General features: G+C 60.0%; 18 protein-coding genes. 4 read left to right on the top strand and 14 right to left on the bottom strand.

Going from position 1 to position 19,844, the window contains the following annotated elements:
* Positions 1-8: 8 nt before the first annotated feature.
* The 11 genes from QD357_RS00090 to QD357_RS00040 form a co-directional block, all read right to left on the bottom strand.
* Positions 9-833 carry an inositol monophosphatase family protein gene (locus tag QD357_RS00090; protein ID WP_107108204.1) on the bottom strand — a complete coding sequence of 275 codons (825 nt, stop codon included), beginning with the start codon at positions 831-833 and terminating at the stop codon, positions 9-11.
* 85 nt (positions 834-918) lie between these two features.
* Positions 919-1,680: a Fic family protein gene (locus QD357_RS00085; RefSeq protein ID WP_107108205.1), complete on the bottom strand. Its 762-nt coding sequence runs from the start codon at positions 1,678-1,680 to the stop codon at positions 919-921.
* 73 nt (positions 1,681-1,753) lie between these two features.
* Entirely contained in the window at positions 1,754-2,629 is an 876-nt protein-coding gene (ttcA, locus tag QD357_RS00080) for a tRNA 2-thiocytidine(32) synthetase TtcA (RefSeq protein WP_107108206.1), read from the bottom strand.
* Positions 2,630-2,689: 60 nt separating this feature from the next.
* Positions 2,690-3,619 carry a glutaminase gene (locus tag QD357_RS00075; RefSeq protein ID WP_107108207.1) on the bottom strand — a complete coding sequence of 310 codons (930 nt, stop codon included), beginning with the start codon at positions 3,617-3,619 and terminating at the stop codon, positions 2,690-2,692.
* A gap of 70 nt (positions 3,620-3,689) precedes the next feature.
* Positions 3,690-4,307 carry a 30S ribosomal protein S4 gene (gene rpsD / locus QD357_RS00070; protein ID WP_107108208.1) on the bottom strand — a complete coding sequence of 206 codons (618 nt, stop codon included), beginning with the start codon at positions 4,305-4,307 and terminating at the stop codon, positions 3,690-3,692.
* Positions 4,308-4,540: 233 nt separating this feature from the next.
* Positions 4,541-6,058: an ATP-binding protein gene (locus QD357_RS00065; RefSeq protein WP_107108209.1), complete on the bottom strand. Its 1,518-nt coding sequence runs from the start codon at positions 6,056-6,058 to the stop codon at positions 4,541-4,543.
* Between the two features lie 128 nt (positions 6,059-6,186).
* Positions 6,187-7,332: an alpha-hydroxy acid oxidase gene (locus QD357_RS00060; protein ID WP_107108210.1), complete on the bottom strand. Its 1,146-nt coding sequence runs from the start codon at positions 7,330-7,332 to the stop codon at positions 6,187-6,189.
* A gap of 88 nt (positions 7,333-7,420) precedes the next feature.
* Positions 7,421-7,885 carry a GNAT family N-acetyltransferase gene (locus QD357_RS00055; protein WP_107108527.1) on the bottom strand — a complete coding sequence of 155 codons (465 nt, stop codon included), beginning with the start codon at positions 7,883-7,885 and terminating at the stop codon, positions 7,421-7,423.
* 2 nt (positions 7,886-7,887) lie between these two features.
* Complete coding sequence (murI, locus tag QD357_RS00050; RefSeq protein ID WP_107108211.1) at positions 7,888-8,688, bottom strand: glutamate racemase; 801 nt, start codon at positions 8,686-8,688, stop codon at positions 7,888-7,890.
* On the bottom strand, positions 8,669-9,511 hold the full coding sequence (locus QD357_RS00045; RefSeq protein WP_107108212.1) for an RNA methyltransferase: 843 nt from the start codon (positions 9,509-9,511) through the stop codon (positions 8,669-8,671). The genes murI and QD357_RS00045 overlap by 20 nt, the downstream gene beginning before the upstream one ends.
* A gap of 169 nt (positions 9,512-9,680) precedes the next feature.
* Complete coding sequence (locus tag QD357_RS00040; RefSeq protein WP_107108213.1) at positions 9,681-10,268, bottom strand: hypothetical protein; 588 nt, start codon at positions 10,266-10,268, stop codon at positions 9,681-9,683.
* A 235-nt stretch (positions 10,269-10,503) separates the two neighbouring features.
* On the opposite strand from QD357_RS00040, the gene QD357_RS00035 reads away from it, so the two are divergent.
* Positions 10,504-11,718, top strand: a complete 1,215-nt coding sequence (locus QD357_RS00035; RefSeq protein ID WP_107108214.1) for an NADP-dependent isocitrate dehydrogenase — start codon at positions 10,504-10,506, stop codon at positions 11,716-11,718.
* A gap of 122 nt (positions 11,719-11,840) precedes the next feature.
* The gene (locus QD357_RS00030; protein WP_107108528.1) at positions 11,841-12,467 is read left to right on the top strand and encodes a glutathione S-transferase family protein; all 627 of its coding nucleotides are present in this window, start codon (positions 11,841-11,843) and stop codon (positions 12,465-12,467) included.
* A gap of 46 nt (positions 12,468-12,513) precedes the next feature.
* On the opposite strand, the gene QD357_RS00025 is transcribed toward QD357_RS00030, so the two are convergent.
* From QD357_RS00025 to recA, 3 genes are all read right to left on the bottom strand, one after another.
* On the bottom strand, positions 12,514-13,365 hold the full coding sequence (locus QD357_RS00025) for an AraC family transcriptional regulator (RefSeq protein ID WP_107108215.1): 852 nt from the start codon (positions 13,363-13,365) through the stop codon (positions 12,514-12,516).
* Between the two features lie 138 nt (positions 13,366-13,503).
* The gene (gene alaS, locus QD357_RS00020) at positions 13,504-16,164 is read right to left on the bottom strand and encodes an alanine--tRNA ligase (protein WP_107108216.1); all 2,661 of its coding nucleotides are present in this window, start codon (positions 16,162-16,164) and stop codon (positions 13,504-13,506) included.
* Between the two features lie 253 nt (positions 16,165-16,417).
* A complete protein-coding gene (gene recA / locus QD357_RS00015; RefSeq protein WP_107108217.1) occupies positions 16,418-17,503 on the bottom strand; it encodes a recombinase RecA in 1,086 nt (361 codons plus the stop codon).
* A 239-nt stretch (positions 17,504-17,742) separates the two neighbouring features.
* Between recA and QD357_RS00010 the strand changes: the two genes are divergently transcribed.
* Positions 17,743-18,696 (top strand): carbohydrate kinase family protein, encoded by a 954-nt coding sequence (locus QD357_RS00010; RefSeq protein WP_107108218.1) that lies wholly within the window; start codon positions 17,743-17,745, stop codon positions 18,694-18,696.
* Between the two features lie 37 nt (positions 18,697-18,733).
* Entirely contained in the window at positions 18,734-19,660 is a 927-nt protein-coding gene (locus QD357_RS00005) for a pseudouridine-5'-phosphate glycosidase (protein ID WP_107108219.1), read from the top strand.
* Positions 19,661-19,844 lie beyond the last annotated feature (184 nt).

Below are 19,844 nucleotides of genomic sequence, written 5' to 3'. Positions count from 1 at the left end.
CTTTCCAATCAGCCAATGATCTCGCGGCGGATCATCCGCCAGCTTTCCTCATCAGGTGCCAAAATAATGCCGCCCGTCGTTTCAGCGGGAAGATAAGGCGTGCCGTCGAATTTTGCGGCAAAGCCGCCAGCCTCCTGATGAATGAGCACGCCAGCGAGATGATCCCAGGGCATCAGCCTCGCGTGACCAATGAAGTGGATCCTGCCCGACGCAATCAACCAATATTCATAGGCCGAACAATTCAGCGAAAAAGGCATGCGTATCTTCGCCATATTGGTGCTGATGCGCGAACGATCCGGCTCGTCCAAATAGAGCCAGGATATCAAGCCCGCCATCTGGCTCAACGGTACGACCGGAGCAACCGCGAGCCGGCTCACCTGCCCTCCCCGTCGCCGCAAATAGGCGCCGGCACCACGTATGGCGGTGACCGTATCCCCAAGCACGGAATCATGGATGATACCGGCAATCGTCTCGCCCTTGGCGACAACGGCGAGGATCGTTCCGAAAAGAGGCGAACCGGATGCAAAATTGAAGGTTCCGTCTACGGGATCGATGACAAAGGCGAGTTCCGCATCCGCCAACGCCGGCACGACCGACTTGTCGGCCTCGTAGGCTTCCTCCCCCACGATGAGTGCGTCGGGAAAGCGCGCTTTCAGCGCCGCTGTGATATGTTTTTCCGCCAACAGATCAGCTTGCGTCACCACATCGATGGCCGAGGTTTTTTCGGAAATACCACCAACGCCCAGATTGCGGAAGCGCGGCAGGATTTCCTGCGCCGCAGCCTCTGCTACTGTTGCCATCAGATATTCGAAGTCTAAATCGGAGAGCGTCATCGGTGGCCTTTGTCTGAAGAGGGAGCCCCTCTTATGCCCGATTCGATGACGCCGATGTGGCAAAAGCTCAGCTTTTAGCGACTGCCTAAGCCCGCGCCTGCCGTGCTGCGTCTATATAAAGATCCAAGGTCTGACCCAGCCGCCGATACATCATGTTATCAAAGGCTTCGTGTCCACCGCCACGTTGCTCCTCTTCCAGAGCGGCAATGTAGGCAGGGCGATCTTCGGGTCGGATGGCTATAGGCGGAAATCCGGCTCTAAGCAGCACCAAATTCATCAGCAGCCGGGCGGTACGCCCGTTGCCGTCGTTAAAAGGATGGATGCGGACCAATTGCCGATGTGCTCTGAACGCTGTTTCCGGCGAATTCTCCGCATGTCCGAGCCAGCGGCAGAAATCACCCATCAATGCCACAACTTCGGTCGGTGACGGAAAATGATGCGCACCAGCATCCGTGTTGACGTAACGGGCACGATCCGCATAGCGGCCGGCGATCTCGGGCTTTGATTGGGCGACCACCAAATGGTGGAGATTGCGTATGTCCGCCTCCGTGATCGGTCCGCTGCCGTCGGCGGAAATCTCGACCACCCAATCCAATGCCCGCGCGTGGTCGATGGCCTCCAGATGGTCCTTGAGCGGCTTTCCGCCGACGGTGATGCCCTTTTCAATGACCAGAGCCGTCTCGCCCGCAGTCAGGGTGTTTCCTTCGATCGCGTTCGATGTGTACGTAATGTCGATCCGCTGCGCATGTTCCAGACCGTCCAACCCGCCCACGACCATGTTTCGCTTGAGTTGATCAAGCTCATGCTTTTTGGCGAGAAGTTGCTCCGCGTCTTGGGACGGCGTCATGACGGACTGCTTTCGAATTTCGACGATCCGATTGTAGGTTAGACGGAAAAAGCGCCGAGAACCATCGCCTTATCTATTCCGGCTTCGCAGTCATCAGCGCAGCAAAATCAAACAGCTTGGGGTCCAGCAGATGCGACGGGTTCACATGCGCCAGCGCCCGCAGCATCGTATCCTTGCGGCCGGGCATGCTACGTTCGATATCGGCCAGCATGTCCTTCATCGCATTGCGCTGCAGACCGTCCTGCGAACCGCAGAGATCGCAGGGGATGATCGGAAACTGCATGGCGGCGGCAAACTTGGCGAGATCGTCTTCGGCGGCATAGGCGAGCGGACGCAGCACCATCAGGTCGCCCTCGTCGTTCAAGAGCTTCGCCGGCATCGAGGCCAGCCGACCGCCGTGGAAGAAATTCATGAAGAAGGTTTCGAGGATATCCTCACGATGATGACCGAGCACCAGGGCGTCACAGCCCTCTTCACGGGCGATGCGATAAAGATTGCCGCGGCGCAGGCGCGAACAGAGTGAGCAATAGGTGGCGCCCTCCGGCACCTTTTCCTTCACGATCGAATAGGTGTCGCGATATTCGATCCGGTGTTCGACACCGATCTTCGTCAGATACTCCGGCAGTATATGCTTCGGGAAATTCGGCTGCCCCTGATCGAGATTGCAGGCGATCAACTCGACCGGCAGCAGGCCGCGCCATTTGAGATCGAGCAGGATAGACAGCAACCCATAGGAATCCTTACCGCCGGACAGACCGACGAGCCAACGCTTCTGGCCCTTCAGCATCTGGAAATCTTCGAGCGCCTGACGCACCTGACGCAGCAGGCGCTTGCGCAGCTTATTGAAGGAGACCGACCGCGGCGCGTCGGCAAACAGCGGATGGACGGCACCATGGCCATCCTCGGCTTCGATATCGAGCTCGTCCGCTACCGTCGTTGCGATATTCATCTTGTCATACCTCGGGCTTCGCCACGCTGATACCAGAAAGCAAGGCGGGAAGACACCATATCAATCACCGAAGACCGACCATCCGGTACGTGCGGCGAGCATTTCCAGCGCCACCGCACCAAGCTGCGAATTGCCGACCTTGTTCAGCCCCGGCGACCAGACCGCGATCGAACCGATACCCGGCGCCACCGCGAGAATGCCGCCACCGACGCCGCTCTTGCCGGGCAAGCCGACATGATAGGCGAAATCGCCGGAGCCGTCATAATGGCCGCATGTCAGCATCAGCGCATTGATGCGTCGCGCCCTCTTCGGCGATACGACGGAATGGCCGGTGATCGGATTGGTGCCGCGAGCCGCGAGATAAAGGCCCGCCTTGGCCAGTTGCTCGCAACTCATCGACAGAGCGCATTGATGGAAATAGACGCCGAGTACGTGCTCCACAGGATGATCGAGATTGCCATAGGCGCGCATGAAATTGGCGAGCGCGACGTTACGGTAACCGGTCTGCGTCTCCGAGCGCGCCACCTTATCGTCAATGGTGATCGACTCGTCGTCGGCGACGTAGCGCACGAAGCGCAACAACTCACCGATCGCCTCCCGTGGCGCATGGCCGGAGAGCACGATATCGCTGACGGCGATCGCACCGGCATTGATGAAGGGATTGCGCGGAATTCCCTCCTCCCGCTCAAGCTGGACGATAGAATTGAAGGCCGTACCGGAAGGTTCGCGCCCGACGCGCTTCCATAGGCTTTCACCCACCTTGCCAAGCGCCAAGGTCAGCATGAAGACCTTGGAAATGCTCTGAATGGAAAAGGGAATATCGGCGTCGCCGATGCTGCGGACATTGCCGTCCACCGTCGCGATCGCCATTCCGAACTGGTTCGGATCGACCTTGGCGAGCTCCGGAATATAGTCGGCGACCTTGCCTTCGCCGAGGCGCGGCAAAAGCTCCGCATGGATGCTGTCGAGAATTGCCTGCAAATCGCTCATCGGCCGCTCCAAAGACAAAAAAGCCGCTCGAAAAGAGCGGCTTTTGCATTCGTAAGAAGATATCCGCCTATTAACGCGAATAGAATTCGACGACCAGATGCGGTTCCATGACGACCGGATACGGTACATCGCCGAGGGCCGGAACGCGAGCGAAGGTCGCAACCATCTTATTGTGGTCGGCTTCGACGTAGTCCGGAACGTCACGCTCAGCGAGGCTAACAGCTTCCAGAACGGTCACGAGCTGCTTCGACTTTTCGCGAACTTCGATAACGTCGCCGGCCTTGCAGCGGTAAGAACCGATGTTGACGCGAACGCCGTTCACCGTGACGTGGCCATGGTTGACGAACTGACGGGCAGCGAAAACGGTCGGAACGAACTTGGCGCGGTAGACGATCGCGTCGAGGCGCGATTCGAGCAGGCCGATCAGGTTTTCCGAAGTGTCGCCCTTGCGGCGGTTAGCTTCATCGAAGATGGCACGGAACTGCTTTTCACGCAGGTCGCCGTAGTAGCCCTTCAGCTTCTGCTTTGCGCGGAGCTGCACGCCGAAGTCGGAGAGCTTGCCCTTGCGGCGCTGGCCGTGCTGGCCCGGGCCGTATTCGCGGCGGTTGACCGGAGACTTCGGACGGCCCCAGATGTTTTCGCCCATACGGCGGTCAATTTTGTATTTGGACGATTCGCGCTTGCTCATCGCATTTCCTTTCAAAGTGTTGTAGCGGCCCGTTGCCGAACCGCGAAGGAAACACGCCCTCCTCTGAACCCCTTTTGCGAGCTCTGACAGGTTTCTCACGTTAGCGAACGGACGAAACCACGGGACATGTCAAATGAAACACCGGACATTTCTGCCCGGCGTTGGCGCGGTCTCTAAGGGGTCGTCATGAAAATGTCAACAGCGCCAAACGCGCTTTGCGGAGAATACGACAGTTATTCCGCCGCCGCCTGCTCCCCGCCATGGACGTCGGGCGCATTGGCGTCACCCGGCGTAGTCTGGCAGCCGATGTCCGGGAATGCGACGATGCGCTTGCCGGAAAAATCCGTGTGGACGACGACGCTGCCCTGTTCTTCGAAATAGCTGAGCAGGCGCCGGGCGCGACGGGCCGAGTGGGTGCCGTAGGCACGGGCTATGCGGGCGTCGGAGGGGCATGGCTCGCCACAAACGGCCGCCTTGGCAAGCAGCAGGAAGACGCCCTGGAGATCGTCGGTGACACCGGAGGAGAGCGACAGAGCTGTCGCCCAGGCGTCAGTCGCCATCGTCGCCTCATCGGCACCAGAGCGTACGATGGCAACGCGGCGGCGAAACTCCGGCAGCGATATCGGCACACCCGGCACGCGACGCATACGCAGCCGGACAAGGAATTCCTGATAGAGCACTGAATCGGTGCGGAAGGCCGAGGCTGGATCATCGAGGATTTCGGAGAGTACGGCACTCACCCTCGCCTCGCGGTCCTCAGCCGACAATTCCGGCTGGCTCACCTTCGGTTCAGCCGGCGCAGCACTGGCAGCAGGCGCTGAGCGCGAGAGCTCCGCCAGAATATCCGTCGTCGGACGCGGTGCCGGCGTGGCGCGGCGAATGGCCGGCCGTGAGAATTCCTCCGGATCCGGCGTGAAGATCAAATCCTCCACATCCTGCGGCGCGTCCGGCAACGGCATCAGCTTGGGGCTAGAGGAGCGCGCCGAGGTTTCGACCGTGCCGATGGTGATTGGCAGCGGCCGACGCGACAGCGCCGGACCGAGCGCTACGAAATTGCCCCGCTTCAGGTCGCGGAACATTTCCGCCTGTCGTCGGTCCATGCCGAGCAGGTCGGCCGCACGGGCCATGTCGATATCCAGAAAGGTGCGGCCCATCAGGAAATTCGAGGCCTCGGCCGCAACGTTCTTGGCAAGCTTGGCGAGGCGTTGTGTGGCGATGACGCCGGCCAGTCCGCGCTTGCGGCCGCGGCACATCAGGTTGGTCATGGCGCCCAGCGACATCTTGCGCGCATCTTCCGAGACGTCGCCGCCGACCGAGGGGGCAAACATCTGCGCCTCGTCGACGACGACGAGCACTGGATACCAATATTCGCGATCGGCATCGAACATGCCGTTCAAGAAGGCGGCGGCGGCACGCATCTGTTGCTCGATGTCGAGCCCTTCCAGCGTCAGAACGCAGGAGACGCGATGCTGGCGGATGCGGTTGGCGATCCCGGCAAGTTCAGCCTCGGTGCGCTCGCCATCCACCACCAGATGGCCGAACTTGTCAGCCAGCGTGACGAAATCCCCCTCGGGATCGATGATGACCTGCTGCACCCATTGCGCCGATTGCTCCAGCAGACGCCGCAACAGATGCGATTTTCCGGAACCGGAATTGCCCTGCACGAGGAGACGCGTTGCCAGCAGTTCCTCGATATCGAGTTGGGCGCTGGTCCCGCCGGACGCCGTTCCCATGTCGATGCCGACCTGCAATGCACTACCCCTTTGACAAGACTCAGATGTGAAGGCGCCCATCTTTCAGAAACGGGGCACCTCCGTCTATCAAAGATTTCCAGGCTTCGCGCCCGTGGATTGAAAAAACCCACAGGCGATTGCTGATATCAGCGGAACCGAATATTGGCCCGCGACAGCTCGCTGACCGAGGTGCATCCCATCAGCTTCATGTCGCGCTCGATCTCGGTGCGCAAATGCCGTAGCGCGCGCTCCACACCCGCCTGACCGGCAGCGGCCAGCGGATAGAGATAGAAGCGGCCGATACCGACAGCCTTTGCGCCGAGCGACAGGGCCTTCAGGACATGCGTGCCGCGTTGGATGCCGCCATCCATCATCACATCGATGCGGTCACCGACGGCATCGGCGATCTCCGCTAGTTGGTCGAAGGCGGAGCGCGAGCCGTCCAATTGCCGGCCGCCATGGTTCGAAAGCACGATGCCCGTGCATCCGATATCGACCGCACGCTTGGCGTCCTCCACCGACATGATGCCCTTCAGGCAGAACTGCCCGTTCCAGTGCTTCACCATTTCGGCGACATCGTTCCAGTTCATCGACGGATCAAGCATCTCGGTGAAATACTTGCCGATCGACATGGCGCCGCCGCTCATGTCCACATGCTCCTCGAGCTGTGGCAGGCGGAATTTCTCGTGCGTGAGATAGTTCAGCGCCCAGGCAGGCTTGATGGCGAACTGGGTGACACCAGCCAGATTGAGCTTGAACGGAATGGAGAATCCGGTGCGAAGATCACGCTCGCGATTGCCGCCGGTAATGCTGTCGACCGTCAGCATCATTACGTTGACGCCGGCATCCTTCGCGCGCTCCATCATCGCGCGGTTCAGCCCGCGATCCCTGTGGAAATAGAACTGGTAAACCTGGGGCCCCGGATACTTCTTGCGGATTTCTTCGAGGCTGACGGTGCCGAGCGACGAAACGCCGAACATTGTGCCGAGCGAAGAGGCTGCGGCTGCAACCGCATTCTCGCCCTCATGATGGAACAGCCGCTGCAACGCCGTCGGCGAGCAATAGAAGGGGGTAGCGAGCTTTTGTCCCATGACGGTGACAGACATGTCGATCTCGCTGACGCCGCGCAGGACGTTGGGAACGAGATCGCAGCTTTCGAAGCTCGACGTATTTCGCCGCAGCGTCACTTCGTCGTCGGCTGCGCCGTCGATATAGTTGAAGATCGGGCCGGGAAGACGCTTTTTCGCGAGAAGGCGAAAATCATGGAAGTTGTGGCAATCACGCAGACGCATGGCTTGCCTCGACAACGACACTGCAATCATTCTCAAAAGACATCAAATATCGACCTCCCAATAGTCCGCCGCTCAGTCCGATCGTGAATTACATCCGGTGCAAGCGTGCTTCCCACTTGTAAAGCACATCCGGCTCCTTTTCCTCATTGCCTGCCCCGTCAGACTCGTCAACTGCGAAGAAGCCGTGTTTCTCGTAAAAGCGGCGTGAAGGCTCATTTCTCTTGAATGTCCAGAGCGATAGAACTGGATAGGTCGATTTTGCGATATCGAGCAGGCGGCTGCCGATGCCACGTCCCTGCGCCTCGGGCAGAACATAAAGCTGGTCGATCCAATCCTCGAGAAAGGCGATGACGCCGACGAGGCGGCCACCCTCTTCCGCACCCCAGATTTGGCAATCCTTGAAGACCACCGCCCTCCAGAAGCCGACATCCTCTTCCGGCGTGTGAAGTCCGGCAAGCGTCGGCAGCCGCTCGTTGAAGGAAGCGCGGTGGACGGCCGCAGCCGCCGGCATGTCCGCGAGATCGAGTTTACGCAACGAAACCTTGTCAGTCATCATCAAGCCTTGAGCCCAAAACCCTGCATCAGCCGGCGGGTGGGGAAATCCGGCGCACCGGAGGTGAAGACGGCAAAATCGAAATTGTCTGGATGCACGGCATCGGCCACCTGCTGCACCAGGCTGCGGGCACGGCGTGCGATCGCTTCGGCAGGATCGAGCCAATCGACCGGCCAGGGCGCCAGCCGGCGGAAGATATTGGCCATGAAGGGATAGTGCGTACAGGCGAGCACGACGATATCGGTCTTCCGCCCTTCCTTCTCGACGAAACACTGGTCGATTTCGGAGCGAACGGCATCATCCGAGACGGCATCGCCACGAATATAGGCTTCGGCCATGCGCGCCAGATTCTCGGAACCGACCAGACGGACATGGCATTGGGTCGCAAAGGACTGGATGAGATCGCGCGTGTAGGCCCGTTTGACAGTGCCCGGCGTCGCCAATACCGAAACCAGCCCCGAGCGCGTGCGCTCTGCAGCCGGTTTAATCGCCGGCACGGTGCCCACAAAGGTCATCTGCGGAAAGGCGGCGCGCAGATCGGCGCCCGCGAGCGTGAAGGCCGTGTTGCAGGCGATAATGCAGATTTCGGGATCGTGGTCCGTGAGTAGCTTGGCGAAGAGGCTGACGATGCGCTCCCGCAAGGCCTGTTCTTCCCAGCCGCCGTAGGGAAAGCCGGCATCGTCGGCGACATAGATGAAACCACGCTCCGGCATCAGCACACGGGCTTCCCGCAGCACGGTCAGCCCGCCGATGCCCGAATCGAAGATTAGAATGGGTTTCAGCTCATTCGCCGTTGCTGTCATCGCTTGTGGTTTCCTTGGGCGCAGCAGAGGATCGGGGGTGCGAGCCGCTGCCGCGCGGAGATTTGCGCGAGAAGCGGTCGAGGGACGAGATCACACCGCGCAGGACGCTGATTTCCTGTTCCGTAAACGCCCGGCGCGAGAGGACTGCGCGCAGATTGTCGACCATTTTCGGCTTTTTCCCGGCAGGATGGAAATAGTTGCGCGCATCCAATGCTTCTTCGAGTTGATCGAACAGGCCGAAGAGCTGCTCCTTGGTGGAAGGCCGCTGTCCCACCGCCTGGAAGGGCACGGCTCCCAGATCCTCCATGCCGGATTTCATCCACTCATAGGACATCAGCAGCACCGCTTGTGCGATGTTCAGCGAGGCGAAAGCGGGGTTGACGGGAAAGGTCACGATCTCGTCGGCAAGCGCCACTTCTTCGTTGGTCAGCCCCCAGCGCTCGCGGCCGAAGAGAATGCCGGTGCCCTCGCCGGCTGAAAATCTCGCCCGCAGCGTTTCGGCGGCGGCGACCGGAGAGCGCACGGGCTTATAGCCATCGCGTTCACGCGCGGTCGTGGCGTAGACGAAATTGAGATCGGCGATCGCCTGCTCCAGCGTGTCGTAGACTTTGGTCGCCTCGATGATGTGATCGGCCTTGGAGGCGGTCGCCTGCGCCCTCTCATTCGGCCAGCCGTCGCGCGGATTGACGAGGCGCAATTCCGCCAGGCCGAAATTTGCCATGGCGCGGGCCACCATGCCGATATTCTCGCCCATCTGCGGCTCGACCAGAATAATGGCCGGCCCTTCGGCTAGAAGTTGACGCTCGCTATTGGTACCTGCCATGAACTCAAATCCCCAGGCGGTAAGCATACCGCTCAAACAAGGGCCGGAATAGCGGCGCGAGCCTCAATCGGCAAGGGAGAAGTCGGTTATCGGCACCGATTGGGCCGTGGCTGTAGTCGGCAATGCCGCTATCGTCCGGCGAGATAAGGCCCCGCCGGCGATAAGCTGATCATTGCGGCTGGTCCTGCTGTGGCGTCTGATCCGTCGGCTGCTGTTGCTGCTGCTTGACGATGTCCTGCATGACCGACTTCAGCGAATTGGTTTGGCCGGCATCATCGACCGTGATGATGTCATCGATGACGGGCTTTCCAGCCTCCTTAATGACTTCGAAGCGCACGGTGGTCGTTTTCTGGTAGTCAGCTTCGGTGCCCATACAGACGGATTTCTTGAAGGTGGCGATCACCTCCGTCGTGTCGCCTTTCGGCGGTTGCGGGGCAATGTTCAGCTCCTGCAATGGGCATGCATCCTGTCCGCCGACGATGACATCATAATCGAAGGGCGAAATACCGTCTTCATCGGCAGCGGGGAACTGTGCCGCCGCCTGGTATTTCGCAATGAAATCCTTGCTATAGAGATCCTTCAGCTTGCTCTCGTCGAAAATATCCTGCCAGTCGCTGTCACCACCTGCCCAATTGGACACGGTCGCATCCATCACCGTCTTGACCGGCGTCATCGCGTCGGCTGCCGCGGCCGAATTGGCGCCTAGCGAGAGCGGAAGGAAGACGGCGAGAAGCGCGGCAGCGGCAATTTTTTGCATGATAAAAATCCGTGATGATCGGCGAAGCGTTCGCGCGACATTAGTCGCATCCAGCACTTTGGCAATGGCCCGGACCTGAAAAGCATGCATCGCGATGAAGTGGGCGTGATCGGCAAAAACGCCGTTTCAGCGCCTCTATCGGCTTTGCGTTCCGGACTTGCGGTGCTATAGCCCTCGGGACTTCATATCACTCACTGGGACATCCGGTCCCCATCAGCTTAAACGAGGCAGAAGCATGAAGAAGATCAAGGTCGCAAACCCAGTTGCCGATCTCGATGGCGACGAAATGACTCGCATCATCTGGCAGCTTATCAAAGAAAAACTGATCTTCCCCTACCTCGATATCGATATCGACTATTATGACCTCTCGGTCGAAAACCGCGACGCCACCAACGACCAGGTGACCGTCGACGCCGCCAACGCCATCAAGAAGTACGGCGTCGGCATCAAGTGCGCCACGATCACGCCGGATGAAGCCCGCGTGAAGGAATTCAACCTCAAGGAAATGTGGAAGAGCCCGAACGGCACGATCCGCAACATCCTCGGCGGCGTCATCTTCCGTGAGCCGATCATCTGCAAGAACGTTCCGCGCCTGGTTCCGGGCTGGACGCAGCCGATCGTCGTCGGCCGTCACGCTTTCGGTGACCAGTATCGCGCCACCGACTTCAAATTCCCCGGCAAGGGCAAGCTGACCATCAAGTTCGTCGGCGAAGACGGCTCGGTCATCGAGAAGGAAGTCTTCAACGCTCCGGGCGCCGGCGTTGCCATGGCCATGTACAACCTCGACGAATCGATCCGCGAATTCGCCCGCGCCTCGATGATGTACGGCCTGATGCGCAAATGGCCGGTCTACCTGTCGACCAAGAACACCATCCTCAAGGCCTATGACGGCCGCTTCAAGGATATCTTCGAAGAAGTCTACCAGAACGAGTTCAAGGCTCAGTTCGACGAAGCCGGCATCACCTACGAGCATCGCCTGATCGACGACATGGTTGCCTCCGCCTTGAAGTGGTCCGGCGGCTACGTCTGGGCCTGCAAGAACTACGACGGCGACGTCCAGTCCGACACGGTTGCCCAGGGCTTCGGCTCGCTCGGCCTGATGACCTCGGTTCTCCTGACGCCGGACGGCAAGACGGTCGAAGCCGAAGCCGCACACGGCACGGTGACCCGTCACTACCGCCAGCACCAGAAGGGCCAGGAAACCTCGACGAACTCGATCGCCTCGATCTTCGCCTGGACCCGCGGTCTCGCGCATCGCGCCAAGCTCGACGACAATGCCGAACTCGCCAAGTTCGCTTCGACGCTCGAAAAGGTCTGCGTCGATACCGTCGAAGCCGGCTACATGACCAAGGACCTGGCGCTGCTGATCGGCCCCGACCAGCCGTGGCTTTCCACCACCGCTTTCCTCGACAAGATCGACGAAAACCTCAAGAAGGCCATGGCCGCTTAAGCCTCGGCACCATCAAGCTTCCAGGAAACCCGGCCTCAGCGCCGGGTTTTCTTTTGCCGGAAAATCTTGCCGTCAAGCTTGGCTGGTGGCAAAAATATCGCAAGATTGATGAGGAGGAGCATATGACCGAGGAACTCGTTTTCTACACCAACCCGATGTCGCGCGGGCGCATCGCCCGCTGGATGCTGGAAGAGATCGGCCAGCCCTACCGCACCGAATATCTCGACTTCGGTACGACGATGAAGGCGCCAGGCTATCTCTCGGTCAATCCCATGGGCAAGGTGCCGGCCGTCAAGCATGGCGACATCATCGTCACCGAATGCGCCGCCATCTGCGCGTACCTGGCCGAGACCTTTCCGCAGGTCGGTCTTGCGCCGACGGCAGCCGAACGCGGCCGCTATTTCCGCTGGATGTTCTTTGCCGCCGGCCCAATGGAGATGGCGGTGACCAACCGCGCGCTGGGATTCGAAATCCCTCCGGAACGCCTGCGCATGGCCGGCTGCGGCAGTCTGGCCCATGTCTTCGACACTCTGGAACAGGCCGTCAGCGTCTCGCCGTTCATCGCCGGCGACCGTTTCACGGCCGCCGACGTCTATGTCGGTTCGCATGTCGGCTGGGGCCTGAATTTCGGCACCATAGAGAAGCGTCAGGCTTTCATCGATTATTGGGGCCGCGTCAGCGACCGCGACGCCTACCGCCGCGGCAACGAACTGGACAACGCCGCGATGCCAAAGCAACCGAACCCCTGATAAGACAATCAGTTATAGCTAAAATATCAAGTGAGATATCATGCTGCTATTGCAGCGGCATGTGAATTTCCGTCAGCAATTCCGTCGGCGGCACGTCGCGAGGATTGTTGAGATATTCCTCGAACATCACGGCATCGCGCAGTTGCCGGCCGGAAGCAGGCAGCCATTCCGCATAGAGCCATTGATAGGCCTTGTACATATCGGAATATGGCCCCTTGTGCCGTAGCACAGCATATTCGCCGCCATCGATTGTTCGCCGCTCCAGCGGCGCATCGGCGGCAACCTCGTCGACCGCGTTGACGCAGGCATAGGAGCGCAGCTTGTCTACATCCACAACATCGGGATCGTCCAGATAGACACCGATCATGCGCATATCCGGCTTGCCAAGGCCGCGGGCATAGATGGTGCCGAAGAGTGTTTCGAAAGCCTGACCGATCTGCATATAGGAGCCGCGATGGGCGACACCGATCAGTGACATCGGAGAAATGGCGCGAAGCGTAACATCGAACATAACCGTGATCCTTCCTTGGGTACTGGGTTCGAAGATCGTGTGGCTTCCCTCATTCCGATATCGCGCCGGCGGCATGCCGTAGACGGATTTGAAGATGCGGTTGAACGATTGGAGGTTGGGATAGCCCGACCGCTTTGCAATGTCGTTGACGGATAGACAGGTGTTGACGAGATCGCCGGCGGCACGATGCAGCCGCAGCCGCTTGACGGTGGCAGCCGCCGTCTCGCCATAGATCGCCCGATAGATCCTGTGCCAATGATAGCTGGACATGCAGGCGATCTCGGCAAGCTTTTCCATATCGAGCTCCTCATCCAGATGCTCATGGATATAGGCCGAAACCCGCCTCAGACGGGTTTCATAAAGCGCCCATGCCGTTTCGCCGTTCATGTCAAACCTCTTGCAAATCGATCGGCCTCAAGGAACCATATCTCGATTTGACAAATCCTGCTGACTTCCGTGCACAAACGAAAACGGCGGGAGCTATCAGCCCCCGCCGGTTGTAAATATGCATATGAAAACTGGCTATTAGCCGGCGAGCGCTGCAGCAACCGCCTCAACTGCATCATCGGCCTTGGCGCCGTCCGGACCGCCGGCCTGGGCCATGTCGGGACGTCCGCCCCCACCCTTGCCGCCGAGAGCGGCCGAGGCGATGCGCACGAGATCGACGGCGCTGAAGCGACCGGTTAAGTCTTCAGTCACCGCGACGACAGCGCTGGCCTTGCCGTCTTCGGAGACGCCAATTAGAGTCACGACGCCGGAGCCGAGGCTGGTCTTGCCCTCATCGGCAAGCCCCTTGAGATCCTTCGGATCGACGCCGGAAATGGCCTTGCCAAGGAACTTGACGCCGCCGATTTCCCGCACGGCATCCGCCGCGCCGTTCTGACCGCCGCCCATGGCGAGCTTGCGCTTGGCGTCAGCCAGTTCGCGCTCCAGCTTTCGACGCTCATCCATCAGCGCCTCGACGCGCGACACGACATCGGCAGGCTGCACCTTCAATGTCGAGGCAAGTGTCTTCACGCGCTCATCCTGCTCGGCAAGATAATCGCGCGCAGACTCACCCGTCACCGCTTCGATGCGGCGAACGCCGGCGCCGACGGCACTTTCGCCGAGGACGCGGATAAGACCGATCTGGCCGGTGCCTGAGACATGTGTGCCGCCGCACAGTTCAACGGAATAGGGCTTGCCGGATTTAGCGCCGCGCACGCCCTGCCCCATGGAGACCACGCGCACTTCATCGCCGTACTTTTCGCCAAACAGCGCCATTGCGCCTTCGGCGATGGCGTCGTCGACGCTCATCAGGCGGGTTGTAACCGGCGAATTCTGCAGCACGATTTCATTCGCCATATCCTCGACGATTTTCAGCTCTTCGGCCGACATCGGCTTCGGATGCGAAACATCGAAGCGCAGGCGCTCAGGCGCGACCAGAGAGCCTTTCTGCGCCACATGGGTGCCAAGCACCTCGCGCAACGCTTCATGCAACAGGTGGGTCGCCGAGTGGTTGGCGCGCAGGCGCGAGCGCCTGTTGTGATCGACCGTCAGGACAACAGCGTCGCCGACCTTGATCTTGCCTTCCGACACTTCCGAGCTGTGAACGAAAAGGCCCTCGCCCTTCTTCTGGGTATCGCTGACCGAAAGCTTGCCGTGGTCGCTGGAGACCACGCCGGTGTCGCCCATCTGACCGCCGGATTCGCCATAGAAAGGCGTCTGGTTGACGATGATCTGCACCTTGTCGCCGGCCGAGGCGCTGTCGACGGCAACACCATCCTTGACGATCGCCTGGATCACGCCTTCAGCCGCTTCGGTGTCGTAGCCGAGGAATTCGGTCGCGCCGAACTTCTCCTTGAGCTCGAACCAGATGGTTTCGGTCGCCTTGTCGCCGGAACCTGCCCAATGCGAGCGTGCCTCAGCCTTCTGCCGTTCCATTGCATCGGTGAAGCTCGATATATCGACGCCGATGCCGCGGGCGCGCAATGCGTCCTGTGTCAGATCGAGCGGGAACCCGTAGGTGTCGTAGAGCTTGAAAGCGGTCTCGCCGTCGAGGCTGTCGCCCTTGTGCAGCGTGGAAGTCGCATCGGCAAGCAGTGACAGGCCGCGTTCCAGCGTCTTGCGGAAACGGGTTTCTTCCAGCTTCAGCGTCTCGGAGATCAGTGCTTCGGCGCGCACGAGCTCAGGATAGGCGCGGCCCATCTGCTGAACCAGCGTCGGCAGCAGCTTCCAGACCAGCGGATCCTTGGCGCCGAGCAACTGCGCATGGCGCATGGCGCGGCGCATGATACGGCGAAGGACATAGCCGCGGCCTTCGTTCGACGGTAGCACGCCGTCGGCGATCAGGAAGGCAGACGAGCGCAGGTGATCGGCGATGACGCGGTGGCTTGCACGGCGCTCACCCTCGGCCTTGACGCCGGTCGCCTCTTCCGAAGCTTCAATCAGCGCGCGGAACAGGTCGATATCGTAATTATCATGTTTGCCCTGCAGCACAGCCGCAACGCGCTCGAGGCCCATGCCGGTGTCGATCGACGGGCGCGGCAGGTCGACCCGCTGCTCCTTGGTGATCTGCTCGAACTGCATGAAGACGAGATTCCAGATCTCGATGAAGCGGTCGCCATCCTCTTCCGGCGAGCCAGGAGGGCCGCCCCAGATATGATCACCATGATCGTAGAAGATTTCCGAGCACGGTCCGCAGGGGCCGGTATCGCCCATGGCCCAGAAATTGTCACTGGTGGCGATGCGAATGATCTTGTCGTCCGAGAGACCGGCGATCTTCTTCCAAAGATCGTAGGCAACGTCGTCGGTGTGATAGACCGTCACCAGCAGCCGCTTGGCATCGAGGCCGAATTCCTTGGTGATCAGGTTCCAGGCAAGCTCGATGGCGCGCTCCTTGAAATAGTCGCCAAACGAAAAATTGCCGAGCATTTCGAAGAAGGTGTGGTGACGGGCGGTATAACCGACATTGTCGAGGTCGTTATGCTTGCCGCCGGCGCGGACGCATTTCTGTGCCGTCGATGCCGTCTTGTAGGGGCGCTGCTCCAGGCCGGTGAAGACGTTCTTGAACTGCACCATGCCGGCATTGGTGAACATCAGCGTCGGATCATTGCGCGGAACAAGCGGGCTCGACGGTACGATCTCGTGGCCGTTCTTCTTAAAATAGTCGAGAAAGGTCGACCGGATTTCGTTCACACCGCTCATATTGGGCCCTTCAGTCCTTGCCTCGAGCGAGATTTCGTCTCGCTCATGTTCCTTCACCTAGTATGATCCTGTTCAAAAACCGCTTCGCACTTTTTCGGGATCACGCGCTGGCAAAATTTAATAAATCCAGTGGCTTTTATCGTCCGCTCCCGGCCCTGTCCAGCCGCACAAGCAAAACCGGCCGCACATCCCTTGGACAATACGGCCGGTTTTGAATTTTAGTCTTGATCAGTCCTGAAATCGCTCGCGGAAATTACGCGTCCGCGGCGTCGCTGTCATCAGCATCAGGTCCGCCATTCTGCAGGAAGCGATCGGCGATGAGACCGGCATTCTGGCGCAGCGACAGCTCGATCTCACGGGAGAGATCCGGATTGTCGCGCAGGAAGAGCTTTGCGTTTTCTCGACCCTGACCGAGACGCTGGCTGTTATAGGAGAACCAGGCACCGGACTTCTCGACGATGCCAGCCTTGACGCCGAGATCGATCAGCTCACCGGTTTTGGAAACGCCCTCGCCATACATGATGTCGAATTCAACCTGCTTGAAGGGAGGCGCCATCTTGTTCTTGACGACCTTGACGCGGGTCTGGTTGCCGACCACCTCTTCGCGCTCCTTGACGGAGCCGATACGGCGAATGTCGAGACGGACGGAGGCATAGAACTTCAGCGCATTACCGCCAGTCGTCGTTTCCGGCGAGCCGAACATGACACCGATCTTCATGCGGATCTGGTTGATGAAGATCACCATGGTGTTGGACTTCGAGATCGAAGCCGTGAGCTTGCGCAACGCCTGGCTCATCAAACGAGCCTGAAGGCCCGGCAGGCTGTCGCCCATTTCGCCTTCGATTTCGGCGCGCGGCGTCAGCGCGGCAACGGAGTCGACGACGAGAACGTCGATGGCGCCGGAGCGCACCAGCGTATCGGTGATTTCAAGCGCCTGTTCGCCGGTGTCCGGCTGCGAAATCAGAAGGTTCTGCAGGTCGACACCGAGCTTGCGGGCATAGACCGGATCGAGCGCGTGTTCGGCGTCGACGAAGGCGCAGATGCCGCCCTTCTTCTGGGCTTCTGCAATGGTCTGCAGCGCCAGCGTCGTCTTACCCGAGCTTTCCGGTCCGTAGATCTCTATGATACGCCCCTTCGGCAAGCCGCCGATGCCGAGCGCGATATCGAGGCTCAGAGAGCCGGTGGAAACTGTTTCGATTTCGACCACATTCTCGTTCGAGCCGAGCTTCATGATCGAGCCCTTGCCGAACGACCGCTCAATTTGAGAGAGTGCCGCTTCAAGTGCCTTGCTTTTATCCACCGATTTGTCCTCTACAAGCCGCAAAGAATTCTGAGACATCCGATCCACCTTTAGGTTATTGAAGCCGCTCAAGCAATGTCGCCGCTGATGAGAATTGTGTACTCTATTTGTTCTCATGCTACAAGAGCACAACAAGCAATTGAAAGAAAAAGGTAAAATGAATTCCGTTCTACATTTGTTTTCTTCTTTCATAGCAAGCACTTACGTGCCCTTGTCCGGCATTCTGCGCGAAAAATTCCCCGGCTCGATTCGCCTTTGGAACCGCTGAGGAGATCGGGATGGCAAAGAAGATTCTTGTTCTGGGTGGTGCCCATATCGACCGGCGCGGCCGCATCTTCGGCGAGACGGCGCCGGGGGCCAGCAACCCGGGCGCCTGGTTCGAGGAACCGGGCGGCGGTGGCTTCAACGCGGCACGCAATCTGGCCCGCCTCGGCTTCGATGTACGGCTGATCTCGCCGCGTGGCGGCGATGCGGCCGGCGAGATGGTGGCGGAGGCGGCGCTCAATGCCGGCGTCGACGACAAGCCCTTCGTTTTTCTCGACCGCAAGACGCCGAGCTATACGGCGATCTTGGAGCGCGACGGCAATCTGGTGATCGCGCTTGCCGACATGGAACTCTACAAGCTCTTCGTTCCGCGCCGGCTTGCGGTCCGCGCCATCCGTGACGCCTTCGAAGCCGCCGATCTCATCCTTTGCGACGCCAATCTGCCGGAAGAAACGTTGGCTGCCATCACGATGCGCGCTGCCGCCAACAGCAAACCGCTAGCCGCCATCGCGATTTCCCCAGCCAAGGTGATGCGCCTGAAGCCTTGCCTTGCCGGTATCGGCCATCTTTTTCTGAACGAGGCCGAAGCCGCGGCGCTGACGGAGAGCCGTCCGGACGATCCGCGTCGTTGGGTCGCCGGGCTGCGAGCGCTCGGCCTCAAGGGCGGCGTCATCACGCGTGGCAAACGCGAGTTGATTGCCTTCTCCGGTGACGACGCCATCAGCCTGCAGCCGCCCGTCGTCGATGAGGTCGCCGATGTCACCGGCGCCGGCGATTCGCTTGCCGCCGGCGTTCTCGCCGCCCTGCTCGCCGGTCACGATCTTAGCGAGGCCGCGCGCCACGGGGCAGCGGCAGCCGCGATCACCGTGCAATCACCTTTTGCCACGGCGGAGGATCTTTCGCCCGAGCTTCTGAACGCAATGCTGGCTCTTGTTCCCGAAGCCGCTATCTTGTCGTTAAACCCATGAATTTCGCATCTCCCATCTCAGCCAATCGGATACAACCATGAGCAAGCCTATTTCTCCCCTGCTGCCGATCTCCTATTCGAAGGAGGTTGCTGCGGCAAAATTGCGCGGAGCGCCGTTGGTGGCATTGGAATCGACCATCATCACCCATGGCATGCCCTATCCCGGCAATATCGATATGGCGCGCAGCGTCGAGGCCATCATCCGGCAGGAAGGCGCCGTGCCGGCAACGATCGCCGTCATTCACGGCGTGCTGCATATCGGCCTGGAGCCTGAAGAGTTGGAAGCGCTTGCCCAAACCAGCGGCGCGATGAAGGTGTCGCGTGCCGACCTCGCCTTCGCGATTGCCGAGCGCCGCACGGGCGCCACCACGGTCGCCGCGACGATGATCGCCGCGGCGCGCGCCGGCATCAAGGTTTTCGCGACCGGCGGCATAGGCGGCGTGCATCGCGGCGCCGAGGAAAGCTTCGATATCTCGGCCGACCTGGAAGAGCTAGCGCGCACCGATGTCATCGTGGTTTGCGCCGGCGCCAAGGCGATCCTCGATATTCCGAAAACGCTGGAAGTGCTCGAAACTCGCGGCGTACCCGTCGTCACCTACGACAGCGCCGAGTTCCCCGCCTTCTGGTCGCGTTCTTCCGGCCTGCCGAGCCCGCTGACGCTGAACAGCCCGGCCGCGATCGCCAACTTCCAGACAACGCGTGAACAGCTCGGCATCAACGGCGGCATGCTGATCGCCAATCCCGTGCCGGAAGCCGATGAAATCCCGCGCGAGGAGATGGAAATCTACATCGAACGCGCCTTGGATAGCGCCGAGCGCGACGAGATCGCCGGCAAGGCAGTCACCCCCTATCTGCTCAGCACCATCTTCGACATCACGGACGGCCGCAGCCTGAAGACCAATATCGCGCTGGTCGAAAACAATGCCCGCCTTGCCGCTGAAATCGCGGTTGCCCTGACGGATTGAGACAAGAAAGGCAGCCGCTCTAGGCTGAAAACCCAATCATATAGTTGATTATATATTGTCTTTCTGATTCAATCTAGCTGTTTGAAGGAGATTGGATCATGGCAGGGGAATTCTGGCTCGATGATTATCAGTGGGCGGCGATTGAGCCGCTGCTGCCGACGAACCAACCCGGAGCGCACCGCAC

The organism is Rhizobium sp. BR 317, assembly GCF_047445835.1.
Taxonomy (GTDB): domain Bacteria; phylum Pseudomonadota; class Alphaproteobacteria; order Rhizobiales; family Rhizobiaceae; genus Rhizobium; species Rhizobium paranaense.
This window is presented reverse-complemented; position numbering and strand designations above follow the sequence as displayed.